Source organism: Dietzia massiliensis (assembly GCF_018390595.1).
GTDB classification, from domain to species: Bacteria; Actinomycetota; Actinomycetes; order Mycobacteriales; family Mycobacteriaceae; genus Dietzia; species Dietzia massiliensis.
The window spans coordinates 66,240-79,952 of record NZ_JAHBAV010000009.1 but is presented as its reverse complement, the minus strand read 5'-3'; the positions used below and the strand labels follow the sequence as shown (position 1 = coordinate 79,952).

13 protein-coding genes are annotated in these 13,713 nt (G+C 71.3%); 6 read left to right on the top strand and 7 right to left on the bottom strand.

The genetic code is table 11. The features are described from left to right. Positions 1-23 precede the first annotated feature (23 nt). Together KHA85_RS04245 and ctaC are read right to left on the bottom strand one after the other, a co-directional pair. Positions 24-440, bottom strand: a complete 417-nt coding sequence (locus KHA85_RS04245) for a cytochrome c oxidase subunit 4 (RefSeq protein WP_007632898.1) — start codon at positions 438-440, stop codon at positions 24-26. Between the two features lie 36 nt (positions 441-476). Next, positions 477-1,595, bottom strand: a complete 1,119-nt coding sequence (gene ctaC / locus KHA85_RS04240) for an aa3-type cytochrome oxidase subunit II (protein WP_175285292.1) — start codon at positions 1,593-1,595, stop codon at positions 477-479. 227 nt (positions 1,596-1,822) lie between these two features. On the opposite strand from ctaC, the gene asnB reads away from it, so the two are divergent. Next, positions 1,823-3,748, top strand: coding sequence for an asparagine synthase (glutamine-hydrolyzing) (asnB, locus tag KHA85_RS04235; RefSeq protein WP_007632900.1), 1,926 nt, complete (start codon positions 1,823-1,825; stop codon positions 3,746-3,748). Positions 3,749-3,782: 34 nt separating this feature from the next. Here asnB and KHA85_RS04230 read toward each other — a convergent pair whose 3' ends face one another. Both KHA85_RS04230 and KHA85_RS04225 read right to left on the bottom strand, forming a co-directional pair. Next, positions 3,783-4,760 carry a carbohydrate kinase family protein gene (locus tag KHA85_RS04230; protein ID WP_070721006.1) on the bottom strand — a complete coding sequence of 326 codons (978 nt, stop codon included), beginning with the start codon at positions 4,758-4,760 and terminating at the stop codon, positions 3,783-3,785. A 73-nt stretch (positions 4,761-4,833) separates the two neighbouring features. Beyond that, positions 4,834-5,181, bottom strand: coding sequence for a HesB/IscA family protein (locus KHA85_RS04225; protein ID WP_007632903.1), 348 nt, complete (start codon positions 5,179-5,181; stop codon positions 4,834-4,836). A gap of 165 nt (positions 5,182-5,346) precedes the next feature. Here KHA85_RS04225 and KHA85_RS04220 point away from each other — a divergent pair, with 165 nt between their 5' ends. From KHA85_RS04220 to KHA85_RS04210, 3 genes are read left to right on the top strand one after another with little or no spacing between them, the layout of a single operon-like run. After that, positions 5,347-6,030, top strand: coding sequence for a DUF3043 domain-containing protein (locus KHA85_RS04220; protein WP_131884841.1), 684 nt, complete (start codon positions 5,347-5,349; stop codon positions 6,028-6,030). 34 nt (positions 6,031-6,064) lie between these two features. Further along, the gene (gene cobT / locus KHA85_RS04215) at positions 6,065-7,789 is read left to right on the top strand and encodes a nicotinate-nucleotide--dimethylbenzimidazole phosphoribosyltransferase (protein ID WP_213184890.1); all 1,725 of its coding nucleotides are present in this window, start codon (positions 6,065-6,067) and stop codon (positions 7,787-7,789) included. Positions 7,790-7,795: 6 nt separating this feature from the next. Continuing rightward, the gene (locus KHA85_RS04210) at positions 7,796-8,587 is read left to right on the top strand and encodes an adenosylcobinamide-GDP ribazoletransferase (RefSeq protein WP_213184889.1); all 792 of its coding nucleotides are present in this window, start codon (positions 7,796-7,798) and stop codon (positions 8,585-8,587) included. A 42-nt stretch (positions 8,588-8,629) separates the two neighbouring features. Here KHA85_RS04210 and KHA85_RS04205 read toward each other — a convergent pair whose 3' ends face one another. After that, positions 8,630-9,730, bottom strand: coding sequence for a branched-chain amino acid aminotransferase (locus KHA85_RS04205; protein ID WP_213184888.1), 1,101 nt, complete (start codon positions 9,728-9,730; stop codon positions 8,630-8,632). A 42-nt stretch (positions 9,731-9,772) separates the two neighbouring features. Then, the gene (gcvT, locus tag KHA85_RS04200; protein ID WP_213184887.1) at positions 9,773-10,885 is read right to left on the bottom strand and encodes a glycine cleavage system aminomethyltransferase GcvT; all 1,113 of its coding nucleotides are present in this window, start codon (positions 10,883-10,885) and stop codon (positions 9,773-9,775) included. A gap of 145 nt (positions 10,886-11,030) precedes the next feature. Here gcvT and KHA85_RS04195 point away from each other — a divergent pair, with 145 nt between their 5' ends. Then, positions 11,031-12,545 carry a leucyl aminopeptidase gene (locus KHA85_RS04195; protein WP_213184886.1) on the top strand — a complete coding sequence of 505 codons (1,515 nt, stop codon included), beginning with the start codon at positions 11,031-11,033 and terminating at the stop codon, positions 12,543-12,545. 23 nt (positions 12,546-12,568) lie between these two features. Here KHA85_RS04195 and KHA85_RS04190 read toward each other — a convergent pair whose 3' ends face one another. Further along, positions 12,569-12,934, bottom strand: a complete 366-nt coding sequence (locus KHA85_RS04190; RefSeq protein WP_007632918.1) for a hypothetical protein — start codon at positions 12,932-12,934, stop codon at positions 12,569-12,571. A gap of 319 nt (positions 12,935-13,253) precedes the next feature. Between KHA85_RS04190 and KHA85_RS04185 the strand changes: the two genes are divergently transcribed. Then, on the top strand, positions 13,254-13,713 hold a 460-nt coding region (locus KHA85_RS04185; RefSeq protein WP_306666413.1), incomplete at its 3' end, for a biotin/lipoyl-containing protein.

Sequence of the window (13,713 nt, the reverse complement as noted above, 5' to 3'; positions counted from 1 at the left end):
CCCGGCGGAAGACGATCAGAAGGTCAGTGCTTCTCGCGACCCCAGTGGTACTCGAACACCAGACCGGAGGCGCAGAAGATCACGCCGAGGGCGCCACCGATGAGCACCCACCAGTTCCAGAACGCCGCACCGTAGCCGATGACGAAGACCGAGAAGGCCAGCAGGAACGGCCAGAAGCTGTGCGGGCTGAAGAAGCCCAGCTCACCGGCACCGTCGGAGACCTCAGCCTCCTCGTAGTCCTCGGGCAGGGTGCTGATGCGCCGCGCCACGAAGCGGAGGTAACCACCGATCAGCAGGCTCAGGCCGGCCGAGAGCACGAGGGCCGTGGTACCGACCCACTCGACGCCCGTCCGCGACGTACCGGTCAGGTACGCGTACGCGATGGCCAGGATGGCCAGGAAGATAAACAGTGCGTCAAAGATTCGTACTGTTGCGCTCATCGTTCAGAAATCCTTCGCGTGATACCGGGAGAACCGTCAGTTAGCTGACGCGGTCTCGATGGTGTTGTTCTGGTCGCGGGTATCGCTGCGGCCGGTCTTGAACGGTGCAGTGGAGATCGAGTACGGCTCCTCCCCGATGGACTCCAGCGCCTCCGCGTTGGTCGCGGTCGGGTTGGCCTGGCGGAATTCGATGTAGTCGGCGAACGCCTCCGGGGAGACCGCACGCAGCTCGAAGTTCATCATCGCGTGGTAGATGCCGCACATCTCGGCACAGCGGCCGACGAAGGCACCCTCGCGCTCGATCTCCTCGATCTGGAACATGCTCAACTGCTGGTTCTTGCCGGGGTGCGGCATGACGTCGAGCTTGTAGATGAACTCGGGGATCCAGAACGAGTGGATCACGTCCGCCGACGCGAGCCGGAACTCGATGCGGGTGTCGGTCGGCAGCACCAGGACCGGGACCTCCTCGGAGGTGCCCACGGTCTCGATGTTGTTGTAGTGCAGGTACGACTTGTCCTCGGCGAGACGGCCGTGGATCGGGCCGCCGGCGGCGGGCTCACCCTCGTGCCCGAGCGCCTCGCGGGCCTCGTCGGACAGCACACCGGCCTCCTCGGCCTGACGCTGCGCCTCGTAGTTGGTGCCATCCTCGATGCTCGCACCGGCCACGTCGACCTTGTTGTAGCCGAACTTCCAGTTCCACTGGTACGCGGTGACGTCGACCTTGACGCCGACCTCCTCCTCCGGACGGAGGTCGAGGACCTTGTTCTGCGTGACCACGGTGAAGTAGAAGAGCACGGAGATGATCACGAACGGCACAGCCGTGTAGATCAGCTCCAGCGGCACGTTGTACGCCGTCTGCCGCGGGAACTCACCGTTGTCGTTCTTCCGCTTGCGGTAGGCGGCCATCGACCAGAAGATCAGGCCCCACACGAAGAACCCGACGATCAGCGAAGTGATGACGGTGCCCGTCCAGAACTCGCGGATCGCGACACCCTCCGGTGTGACACCGGTCGGGAATCCGAAATTGATCGTCTGGTTCCACCACTTGTTGTCGGTGTGGAGGCTACAACCGGACAACAGCAAGCCCAATGAACCGAGAGCCACCGCGAGAGTCGCCCTGCGCGTCCGACGACGCCCGTCACGCTGTTCCACCATCACGCCTTCCTGATCAGCGGCACCGGCCACGTGGCCGGGACACCTTAGAAGAGTAGACCACGGCTCTCAGAATGAAAGCCGCGGGTCCGGCAATTCACCCGTAAGGCCCCCACGCCCCGCGCCGGGGCGGATGGGAACCCACGGACCAGTAGTATTCGAACGCGTCCGGACCCGCGCAGGCGGGTCATCACGGACGCTACGACGACGATGGACGAGGTACCCGACGAATGTGTGGCCTGCTCGGTCTGATCACCCCTGACGGCTCCGCCCGTACCCACGAGGCCCGCGTGCTCGGCGCCATGGGGTGCCAGCGCCACCGCGGGCCCGACGAGGTCGGCACCTGGGTCGACGGCGACATGGCCTTCGGGTTCAACCGCCTGTCGATCATCGACATCTCGCACTCACACCAGCCGCTCCGCTGGGGCCCGCCGGAGCAGCCCGACCGCTACGCGCTCGTGTTCAACGGCGAGATCTACAACTACCTCGAGCTGCGGGACGAACTGCGGCGCGAGTTCGGCGCCACCTTCGAGACGGAGGGCGACGGCGAACCGATCATCGTCGCCTTCCACCACTGGGGCCCCGCCGCGGTCCGCCGGCTCCGCGGCATGTTCGCCTTCGCCATCTGGGACACCGTCGAGCGGTCGCTCTTCGTCGCCCGCGACCCCTTCGGCATCAAGCCCCTCTACATGGCGACCGGCCCCGGGGGCACCGTGTTCGCGAGCGAGAAGAAGTCGATCACCGAACTGATCGACCTCGTCGTCGTCGACACCTCCCTCGACACCCGCGCCCTCCAGCACTACGTCACTCTCCAGTACGTCCCGGAGGACGAGACCCTCACCCGCGGCGTCCGGCGCCTCGAGTCCGGGTGCCACGCCACCCTCACTCCCGGCGGCGAGCCGGTCATCGAGCGGTACTTCGAACCCACCTTCCCCGTGGCGCCCGTCGCCGACGGCGACGCCGAGCGCCGCTACGACGAGATCGCCGCGGCCCTCGAGGACTCCGTCGCGAAGCACATGCGCGCCGACGTCACCGTCGGATCGTTCCTGTCCGGGGGTATCGACTCCACCGCCATCGCCGCGCTGGCGCGGCGCCACAACGAGAACCTCCTGACGTTCACCACCGGGTTCGAGCGCGAGGGGTACTCGGAGATCGACGTCGCCGCCGAGTCCGCGGCCGCCATCGGGGTCGAGCACATCGTCAAGGTCGTCTCCCCCGAGGAGTTCGCCGCCGCGATCCCCGAGATCATCTGGCACCTCGACGAACCGGTCGCCGACCCCGCCCTGGTGCCCCTGTACTTCGTCGCCCGTGAGGCCCGCAAGCACGTCAAGGTCGTGCTGTCCGGCGAGGGCGCCGACGAACTGTTCGGCGGCTACACCATCTACAAGGAGCCGCTGTCGCTCGCGCCGTTCGAGAAGGTCCCCGGCGCGCTACGTCGCGCGCTCGGCAGGGCCAGCGAGCTGATCCCCGAGGGCACGCGGGGCAAGAGCCTCCTGCACCGCGGCTCGATGACGCTGGAGGACCGCTACTACGGCAACGCGCGCTCGTTCTCCGAGGAGCAGGTCCGCTCCGTCCTGCGCGACTACCGCCCGGAGTGGAGCCACCAGGACGTCACCGCGCCCATCTACGAACGCTCCCGCGGCTGGGACCCCGTCGCGCGCATGCAGCACCTCGACCTGTTCACCTGGCTGCGCGGCGACATCCTCGTCAAGGCGGACAAGGTCACCATGGCCAATTCCCTCGAACTGCGCGTGCCGTTCCTCGACCGCGAGGTCTACGAGGTCGCCTCGCGGCTGCCGTACACCGAGAAGATCGCCCACGGCACCACCAAGTACGCCCTGCGCAAGGCGCTCGAACGGATCGTGCCCGCGCATGTGCTGCACCGACGCAAGCTCGGCTTCCCCGTGCCCACGCGCCACTGGCTGGCCGGGCCGGAACTGCACGACTGGGCGCGCGAGCACGTGGCGGCGTCGGGCACCGACGAGTACGTGAACAAGGACGCCGTGATGCGCATGCTCGACGAACACCGTCGCGGCGACTCCGACCACAGCCGTCGGATCTGGACCATGCTGTGCTTCATGATCTGGCACGGCATCTTCGTGGAGGGGCGCATCACCCCCGACATCGAGCGGCGCGAGTACCCGGTCCGCCTCTGAACCCGGGGGCGGGCACGGCGGACCGGGCGGCGGGTCAGGCCGGGAGGAGCGAGGAGATCTCCTCGGCCGCCTCGTCGCCGTAGGTGTCGGCGAGGCGGCGGCGCGCGGCCACCGGGTCGATGGTCCACTCCTGGGTGCCGGTGGTCTCGAGGACGTGCGTGGCGATGAGCGCACCGAACTGGGCCGAGCGCTCGAGCGACAGTCCGTCGAGGACACCGCTGAGGAAGCCGGCGCGGAACGCGTCGCCCACGCCCGTCGGATCGAGCAGGTTGTCCGACGGGACGATCCCGACCTCGATCGGCTCGGAGCCCTGCTCGACGATCACCACGCCCTTGCCGCCGCGGGTCGTGACGCGGGTGCCGACCCTGGCGTCGAGTTCGGCCGCCGTCCAGCCGGTCTTGTTGAGCAGCAGCTCGTACTCGTACTCATTGGTGAACAGGTAGCGCGCACCGTCCACCAGGGCGGCGGCCGCCTCGCCGTCGAGGAACGCGAGCTGCTGGGAGGGATCAGCGGCGAAATCCAGGCCCAGCTCGCGGCACTCCGCCGTGTGGGAGTTCATCGCGGTCGGGTCGTTGGCGCCGATGAGGACGATCTCGGGGCGGCCGATCCGCTCCACCAGGCGGGCCAACGAGATGGTTGCGGCCTCCCCCATCGCGCCGGGGTAGAAAGACGCGAGCTGCGCCATCTCCGAGTCGGTGGTGCACACGAACCGGGCGGTGTGCAGGGCAGAGCTGATGTGGACCGCCGAGCAGTCGACGCCGTGCCGCTCGAGCCAGTCGCGGTAGTCGGCGAAGTCCTCGCCCGCCGCGCCCACCAGATGGGGCTGACGACCGAGCACGCCGAGCGCGAAGGCGATGTTGCCACCGACGCCGCCGCGCCGGATCTGTAGCGAATCCACCAGGAAGCTCAGCGATACGTGCGCGAGCTGGTCCGGCAGGAGCTGCTCGGAGAAGCGACCCGAGAAGGTCATGAGGTGGTCGGTGGCGATGGAACCTGTGATGACGACGGGCATGCCCCAGACAGTAGACGACCCGGACCGATGCGTGATCGGTCCGGGTCGTCAGGCGGTCAGCGCGACCGAGGGGTCAGTTGAACGAGTCGCCGCAGGCGCACGAACCGGTGGCCTGGGGGTTGTCGATCGTGAAGCCCTGCTTCTCGATGGTGTCGACGAAGTCGATCGAGGCACCCATGAGGTACGGGACGCTCATGCGGTCGACGGCGAGCTTGACGCCACCGAAGTCGTCCACCACGTCGCCGTCGAGCGAACGGTCGTCGAAGAAGAGCTGGTAGCGCAGGCCCGCGCAGCCGCCGGGCTGGACGGCGATGCGCAGGGAGAGGTCGTCACGACCCTCCTGATCGAGCAGGGCCTTGGCCTTGGCGGCGGCGGCCTCGGTGAGCAGTACGCCGGTGGCGGTGTTCTCCGCAGTGGTCATATCGGTTCTCCTTGCGATCCGAGAGGGCTTCGGGGACGTATGCAGGTTCCAACGTCCACCGGGGAGTCCTCTATTCCCCGGCTCCCGTTCCCCTCCACACGATACGCCTGCCACCTCGTACGGGTGAATGTCCGGCACAACCGGGGATCGCCTAGCCTTGAGTGCGTGAAGTTGCGCGCATTCGGCTCCAGAGACGACGAGACCGGCAAGGACTCCCCCGCCCCCGAGGCGGCGACGGAGTCGACGCCCGAGCCCGCCGTCGACCCGCGGCGTCCCGCGGGCAAGGGCAAGCCCACGCCCCGCCGCCGCGACCAGGAGCGCGCCCGCGGGATGCGCCAGGGGCCGGTCACCGCTCCGCTCACCCGCAAGGAGGCGAAGGAGCGCCGCAAGGCAGCGCAGGCCTCCATGACCAAGGAGGAGCGCCGCGCCGCGAAGGCCGAGGAGCGCGCCGCCCGCGAGGAACGCCGCCAGCTCATGATGGAGGGCGACGACCGCTACGTCCTCTCCCGCGACCGCGGCGAGGTCCGGCGCTTCGCCCGCGACTGGGTGGACACCCACCGCCGACTCATCAACTGGTTCATGCCACTGGCGCTGTTCGTCATCGTCTTCCAACTCATTCCCAACCCGGAGCTGCTGGCGTTCAGTCAGACGCTGTTCCTCGTCCTCATCGCGGTCGTCGTGATCGACGGCGTGCTCCTCGGCCGAACCGTGAACAAGGCGGTCCGCGAGCGGTTCCCCGACACCGACGACACCGGTTTCGGCATGGGCTGGTACGCGGTCATGCGCGCGACCCAGCCGCGGATGCTGCGCACCCCGCGTCCCCGGGTCCGCCCGGGCGACGCCATCTGATCCCGCCCCGCTGCTCCCCGGAAGGGTCTGACCCATGCGCCTGCTCGTCCTCGGTGGCACCCGCTCGGGTAAATCCGCCCACGCCGAGTCCGTGGCCGCCGCTACCGGTACCGACGTCGTGTACGTCGCCACCGCCCGTCGCGACCCCGACGACGCGGAGATGACCGCCCGCATCGCCGCGCACCGCGACCGCAGGCCGGACGAGTGGGTCACCGAGGAGACCGACGAGGTCACCCGCGTCCTCGCCGAGCACCCGGACTCGACCGTCCTCGTCGACGACCTCGGGGGCTGGCTCACCCGACGCATGGACGCCACTCTCGGGTGGACCGACGGGGGGTCCGCGGTCGCCGACGAGACGGACGCGCTCGTCGCCGCGGTCGCCGAGCACCCCGGCCCGGTCGTGTTGGTCTCCCCCGAGGTCGGCCTCGGCGTGGTCCCGGACACCCTCTCCGGCCGGGTGTTCGCCGACGTGATCGGCTCGCTCAACCGGCGACTGGCGCAAGTGTGCGACTCGGCGGTCCTCGTCGTCGCCGGGCGTGCGCTACCCCTCGACGACGCGCGCCCGACCCCCGCCGCCACCACGCCCGTCGTTACGGCCGCGGCGACGACCGCGCCCGCCGACACCCCGGCCGAGCCTCCCGCCAGCACGCCCACCGACGCGCACACCGGAGCCTCGCAGGACTTCCCCGGACGCTCCGACGTCGCGCACTACGACGACCCGGTCGTCTTCCCGCCGGTCCACCCGCCGTCCCACGCGGTCGCCGAGGAGGCCCGCGGTCGCCACCTCACGCTGACCAAGCCCGCGGCGTCCCTCGGACGCCTCGAGGAGCTGGGCGTCTGGATCGCCTCGTGCCAGGGCACGTGTCCGCCGCGCCCGCTCGAGCGGGCTCGCGTCGTGGTGTTCGCCGGTGACCACGGTGTCGCCGAGCACGGGGTCTCGGCGTTCCCGCGGGAGGTCACCCTGCAGATGGCCGACAACATCGTCGCCGGGGGCGCGGCCGTGTCCGTCCTCGCCCGCACCGCCGGCGCGACGGTCCGGGTGGCCGACATGGCGATGTCCACGGAGCGCCCCGGGGGTCTCGACGACCACAAGGTCCGCCGCTCCAGTGGATCCATCGACCGGGAGGACGCGCTGAGCCCCGAGGAGGTGCGGGCCGCGATCGCTGCCGGCCGCCGCATCGCCGACGAGGAGGTCGACTCCGGGGCGGACCTGCTCATCGCGGGTGACCTGGGCATCGGCAACACCACCCCGGCTACCGTCCTCACGTGCCTGGTCACCGGCCACGAGCCCGTCGAGCTCGTGGGGCGCGGTACCGGCGTCGACGACGAGGGATGGATGCGTAAGACCGCCGCCATCCGCGACGCCATGTACCGCGCGTCCGGCGACCTCCGCGACCCCGTGGCGATGCTGCGGAAGGTCGGCGGTGCCGATCTCGCGGCGATGGCCGGGTTCCTCGCCCAGGCGGCGATCCGCCGGACGCCGTGCCTGCTCGACGGCTCGGTGGTCACCTCGGCCGCCCTCATGGCCGAGGCGCTGGCTCCCGGGTGCCGTCAGTGGTGGGCGGCCGGGCACCGCAGTGCCGAACCCGCCCACTCGGCGGCGCTGACCTACCTGTCACTCGACCCGATCCTCGAGCACGCGATGCGACTGGGTGAGGGCAGCGGCGCCGTCGCCGCCCTACCGGTCGTCCACAACGCCGTCGCGATCCTCACGGAGATGGCGACCTTCGCCGACGCCGGGGTCAGCGGCCGGGACTGACGGCTCGTGATCGACGCGGTCCGCCTCTCGCTGTCGTGGATGACGGTCCTCCCCGTCGACCGCGGCGGCGTCCCCGACGCGACCGCGGCCGGACGCGCCATGACGGCGCTCCCCGCCGTGGGACTGGTCTGCGGCGCCACGGCCACCGCCCTCGCCCACGGCGCTCACGCCCTCGGGGCCGGCGCGCTGCTCTCCGGGGTTGTCGGCGTGGGGGCCGTCCTGGCGCTCACCCGCGGCATGCACGTCGACGCCCTGGCCGACACCGCCGACGGGCTCGGGTCGTACGCCGGCCCGGACCGTGCGCTCGAGATCATGCGCTCGGGCTCGGTGGGGCCGATGGGGGCAGCCGTGCTGGTCCTCGTCCTGCTCGCGGAGGTCGCCGCGCTCGGCGCGCTGGTCGACTCGGGGGCGTGGCTGGCCCCCGTCGCGGCGTTCGTCCTGTCCCGCTGCCTGCCCGTGGTGCTGCTGCGCCGCGGGGTTCCCGCGGCCTCGACGACGGGCTTCGGCGCGATGGTGGCGGGCTCGCAGTCGCGCGTCGCCGTGGCGATGACCGCGGTGCTGTGCGCGGTCGCCGGCGCGGGACTGGCCGGAGCCGGGCCGGCCGACGGTGGGTGGCCCGCCGACCGCTGGTGGGCGCCGGTGGTCGGCGCGGCGGCGGGCCTCCTCACCTACGCGGCCACGGCGGGTTTCGGCCGCCACGTCGTCCTTCGGTTCGGTGGCGTCAACGGCGACGTCCTCGGCGCGGTCATCGAGGTCGGCACCGCCGCGGCTCTCGTCGCGGCGGTGCTCCTCGCGTGACGGAGCCGGGGGCTGACGGCGCCGGGGGTCACACGGCCCGGCTCAGGCCAGGCGCGTCATCCAGCCGAACGGATCCTCGACCGAACCCCGCTGGATGCCGGTGAGGGTCTCGCGCAGCCGCATGGTGATCGCGCCCGGGCCGCCGTCGCCGACCGTGTAGCCGCCGCCGGCGTGCTGGACCGAGCCGACGGGGGTGATGACGGCGGCGGTGCCGCAGGCGAACACCTCGGAGATCTCGCCGGAGGCGACGCCGGACTCCCACTCGTCCACGGAGACCTTGCGCTCGGTGACGCGGTAGCCGAGGTGCCGGGCCAGCTGCAGGAGGCTGTCGCGGGTGACGCCGGGCAGCAGGGAACCGGACAGTTCGGGGGTGACGATCTCGGCCGAGTCGCCGGCGCCCAGGACGAAGAACAGGTTCATCCCGCCCATCTCCTCGACGTACTTCCGCTCGATGGCATCGAGCCAGACCACCTGATCGCAGCCCTTGGCGGCGGCCTGCTCCTGGGCGGCCAGCGAGGCGGCGTAGTTGCCGCCGAACTTGGCGGCGCCGGTGCCACCCGGGCTGGCACGGACGTACTCGGTGCTCAGCCAGACGCTCACGGGGGCGACCCCGCGGGAGAAGTACGCACCGGCCGGGGAGGCGATGACCGAGTAGAGGTACTCGTCAGCCGGCCGCACGCCGAGTCCGGTCTCGGTGGCGATCATGAACGGTCGCAGGTAGAGCGCCTCCTCACCGCCGGCGGCGGGCACCCAGTCGCGGTCGATCGACACGATCTGGCGCAGCGACTCCATGAACAGCTCCTCCGGCAGCTGCGGCATGGCCAGGCGCCGCGCGGAGCGGTTGAAGCGGACGGCGTTCTGCTCGGGCCGGAAGGAGGCGATGGAGTCGTCGGCCTGGCGGTAGGCCTTGAGGCCCTCGAAGATCGTCTGTGCGTAGTGCAGGACCACGGCGGACGGGTCGATCGACAGGGGCGCGTACGCCTCGACGACCGGCGTCCCCCAGGCACCGCCAGCGTACGGGATGGTGACCATGTGGTCGGTGAAGTGCTTGCCGAAGCCGGGGTCGGCGAGGATGGCGGCGCGCTCGTCGGCGGTCCTGGGCGAGGCGGACGGGCGGATGTCGAAGTCGGTCGTGTCGGACATGGCGGGTCTCGTTCCTGGAGTGCGGGGGCGGAAAGGGCGGGGTCAGCGGGTGCGGATCTCGACGAGCGGGGGTACCGCGAGGCGGCACGGTACCTCTCGTCCGCGGACGTCCACGATGACCTCGTCGCCCTTCTTGAGCCCGGCGTCCAGGTCGATGAACGCCAGCGCGATCCCCGTCTTGAGCGTGGGCGAGAACGTGCCCGAGCTGGTGACACCCACGTCGCGGCCGTCGGCGCGCACGGTCTGGCCGGCGCGCAGGACGCCGCGGCCGGTGACCTGGAGGGCGTACATGCGTCGGGCCGGGCCGGCCTCCTTCTGCCGCAGCAGCTCCTCGCGGCCCCAGAAGGACGGCTTGTCCCACCCGATGGCCCAGGCGCAGCGCGCCTCGAGGGGGCTGAGGTCCACGGACAGCTCGTTGCCGTGGAGCGGGTAGCCGGCCTCGGTGCGTAAGGAGTCGCGCGCGCCGAGACCGCACAGCGCACCCTCGCGGGCCAGGACCTGCTCGGCCAGCGCGTCCCACACCTCTCGGGTCTCGTCCCACGCGGGTAGCACCTCGAAGCCGTACTCACCGGTGTAGCCGGTACGGCAGATCCTCACGGACCGGCCGCCGAAGTCGGCGTCGACGAACGCCATGTAGTCGAGGTCCGTGGGCAGGCCGACGGCGGTGAGGACCTCTCCGGCGAGCGGGCCCTGGACGGCGATCACGGCGCGGGAGCGGTGCTCGTCGGTGACGGTGATTTCCGGCGCGCGCTCGGCCGCCGCGGCCTGCAGCCGCCGGACGACCTCGGCGGTGTTGGCGGCGTTGGGGATGAGGAAGATCTCGGAGTCGGAGACGCGGTAGGCGATGAGGTCGTCGACCACTCCCCCGGACTCGTCGCAGCAGAGCGTGTACTGCGCACTGCCGGCGGAGATGCGGTCGAGGTCATTGGTGAAGCAGGAGTTGACGAACTCCGCGGCACCCGGACCGGAGACGAGGGCCTTACCCAGGTGACTGACGTCGAACAGCCCCACCGTCGTGCGGGTGGCGGTGTGCTCGGCGACGGTGCCGGTGTACTGCACGGGCATCGACCAGCCACCGAAGGGCGCGAAGGTGGCCCCGGCCTCCGCGTGGCGGGAGTGCAGCGGCCCCTCGTAGAGGTCCCCCGTGTCTGTCATGTGGCCACTCCTCGCGCTCTCCGGTCACGGCTTCCGTTCCACGGTAGTCGATAGACTATGGTGCCCTCGCCGTGACGGTCCCACCGCGGGCGTCCGGGCACCGGACCTGACCGACCTCATCCCGCCGACCACCAGGAGCGCTCCTATGCCGACCGCGCAGTCGATCCTCAGCCACACCCCGGACATCGCCCCGATCGAGGCGGTGACCGCACCCGCGGAGTCCGATGTCGTGGTGATCGGCATCGCCGCGCCCGCCGGCTCGGGTGACGGGGTCCCCGTCGTCGTCGCCCCCGGTCTCGAGGCGGCGGTGACCGACGCGGTGGCCGAGGTCGCGCACGCGGTCGGCGCGTCCACGAAGGTCGGGTCCACGACCCGCGTGCCGGCGCCGGAGGGCGTGCCCGGCGCGTCGGTCGTGTTGGTCGGCCTGGGCGCCTCGGACGACGAGGTGTCCGACGAGACGCTGCGCCGCGCGGCCGGCGCCGCCGCGCGCGCCTGCCGCGGTCTGGGGTCGGCGCTGGTACTGCTCGACGCCGAGCGCGCCGAGCCGGTGGCCCTGGGCGCGGGCCTGGGATCGTTCCGGCCGGCGAAGGTCACCGGATCCGACGGGGGTGACGACGACGAGAAGTCCGATTCTGTCAGGGTGTTCGTCGCCGAGGGGGGCGCGGACGCCGTGGCCCGGGCCGCCACGATCGCCGAGTGCGTGGGCCTCGCGCGCGATCTGGTCAACACCCCGCCCAACCTGCTGTTCCCCGGTTCGTTCGCCGATCGTGCCGCCGAGTTGGGGCGCGACGCCGGGCTCGAGGTCGAGGTGCTCGACGAGGCCGCGTTGGCCGAGGGCGGTTACGGCGGCATCCTCGCCGTGGGCGGCGGTTCGTCGCGTGGCCCGCGCCTGGTGCGGCTGACCCACCGGGGCGCCGAGGGGCGTCCGACCGTGGCACTGGTGGGCAAGGGCGTCACCTTTGACACCGGCGGCATCTCCATCAAGCCGGCCGCGGGCATGGAGCAGATGACGATGGACATGGGCGGTGCGGCGGCCGTGGTCGCGACCGTCATCCTCGCCGCGCGCCTGGGCCTGGACCTCACCGTGGTGGCGACCGTGCCGATGGCCGAGAACATGCCGTCGGCCACCGCCTACCGGCCGGGCGACGTGCTCACCATGTACGGGGGCACGACCGTCGAGGTGCAGAACACCGACGCCGAGGGGCGGCTCATCCTGGCCGACGCGATCGTCCGCGCCTGCGAGGACTCGCCGTCCCACCTCATCGACACCGCCACGCTCACCGGCGCGCAGATGGTGGCGCTGGGCAAGAAGACCCCGGGCGTCATGGGCACCGACGGGTTCCGTGACCGGGTCGCCGAGCTCAGCCGCGAGGTGGGTGAGGGCGGCTGGCCCATGCCGCTGCCCGAGGAACTGCGCGACGGTCTGGATTCCGAGGTGGCGGATCTGACCAACGTCACCCCGAACCGCTGGGGCGGCATGCTGTCGGCCGGACTGTTCCTGCGCGAGTTCGTCGGCGAGGGCGTGGAGTGGGCGCACATCGACGTCGCCGGCCCCGCCTACAACGACGGCGGCCCCGAGGGCTACCTGCCCAAGGGCGGCACCGGCGTGCCGGTCCGTACGATGCTCGCCGCGCTCGAGGACATCGCCGCGGCGGGCTGACCGCCCCGCCGCGCCGGATCCGGTCAGCGCCCGTCGGCCTCGCGCATCTGTTCGCGCAGCCGGCGGGCGCGTTCGCGCTTCTCGCGGGTGATGCGGACCTGCTCGTAGTCGCGCATGCGTTGCGGGTAGCCCTGGATCGAGGCGTCGAAGAGCGGCAGCTTCAACCGCGCGGCCAGCCTGCGGGCGGTGGCGACGTCACCGACCGGGCGGCGGGTCCACTCGCCGTCGAACGCCACCAGGCACAGGCCCGGCACGGAGACGAGGGTCTCCGGCTCGAGGTAGGCCTCGACGCCCACCCGCGTGCGGCACCACCGGCGGAGGTGGTCGAGGTCGGCCGGGTCGGCGGCGATCCCCCGCCGACGACGTCCGAACAGGTCGCGGATCCCCACGGTCGGCCTCCTCCCGCCGGCCCCCCGTCCGGGGTGGGGCCGGTCACGCCGGTTCGATCGTACCCATCACGAGCAGCGCGGATCGCGCCGCCCGGCGGGGGGATTCGGCGACCGGCTCGGGTCGGATCGGGGCGTCCGACGACACCGCCCAGTGGCAGAGGGCACAATGGACGGCGATCGTCCGGTCGGGTCGCCACAGCGGGTCCGTCCGAGGCGCTATCGACGAACAGACAGCAGACCCACACACGACGCCGCTCACAGCGGGCGCTGACCGCGCCGGGGAGCAGCGCCTCTAGACCTCTCGAGGAGTCACGACACCATGGCCTTCTCCGTACAGATGCCGGCTCTCGGTGAATCCGTCAGCGAAGGGACCGTCACCCGCTGGCTCAAGAAGGAGGGGGACACGGTCGAGGTCGACGAGCCATTGCTCGAGGTCTCCACCGACAAGGTCGACACCGAGATCCCGTCGCCCGCCGCCGGCACGCTCAAAAAGATCGTCGCCGACGAGGACGAGACGGTCGAGATCGGCGGCGAACTCGCGATCATCGACGACGGCTCCGGCGGATCTGATGATTCCGCCGACGACGCCGCTGACGACGATGCAGACGACGCCGCCGATTCCGATCAGGCCGAGGAGGCCTCGGACGAGGACGACGAGCCCGCCGAGGAGCCGGCTCCCAAGAAGTCCTCCGGCGGCTCCGGCGGCGGCACGGGCACCGACGTGACCATGCCCGAGCTCGGCGAGTCCGTCACCGAGGGCACCATCACCCGCTGGCTCA

Bases quoted from the DNA above. Each gene is read 5' to 3' on its own strand.
- ctaC (WP_175285292.1), bottom strand. From the start codon at position 1,595: ATGGTGGAACAGCGTGACGGGCGTCGTCGGACGCGCAGGGCGACTCTC.
- KHA85_RS04230 (WP_070721006.1), bottom strand. From the start codon at position 4,760: ATGCCCGTCGTCATCACAGGTTCCATCGCCACCGACCACCTCATGACC.
- KHA85_RS04205 (WP_213184888.1), bottom strand. From the start codon at position 9,730: ATGTCCGACACGACCGACTTCGACATCCGCCCGTCCGCCTCGCCCAGG.
- KHA85_RS04225 (WP_007632903.1), bottom strand. From the start codon at position 5,181: ATGACCACTGCGGAGAACACCGCCACCGGCGTACTGCTCACCGAGGCC.
- asnB (WP_007632900.1), top strand. From the start codon at position 1,823: ATGTGTGGCCTGCTCGGTCTGATCACCCCTGACGGCTCCGCCCGTACC.
- cobT (WP_213184890.1), top strand. From the start codon at position 6,065: ATGCGCCTGCTCGTCCTCGGTGGCACCCGCTCGGGTAAATCCGCCCAC.
- KHA85_RS04245 (WP_007632898.1), bottom strand. From the start codon at position 440: ATGAGCGCAACAGTACGAATCTTTGACGCACTGTTTATCTTCCTGGCC.
- gcvT (WP_213184887.1), bottom strand. From the start codon at position 10,885: ATGACAGACACGGGGGACCTCTACGAGGGGCCGCTGCACTCCCGCCAC.
- KHA85_RS04195 (WP_213184886.1), top strand. From the start codon at position 11,031: ATGCCGACCGCGCAGTCGATCCTCAGCCACACCCCGGACATCGCCCCG.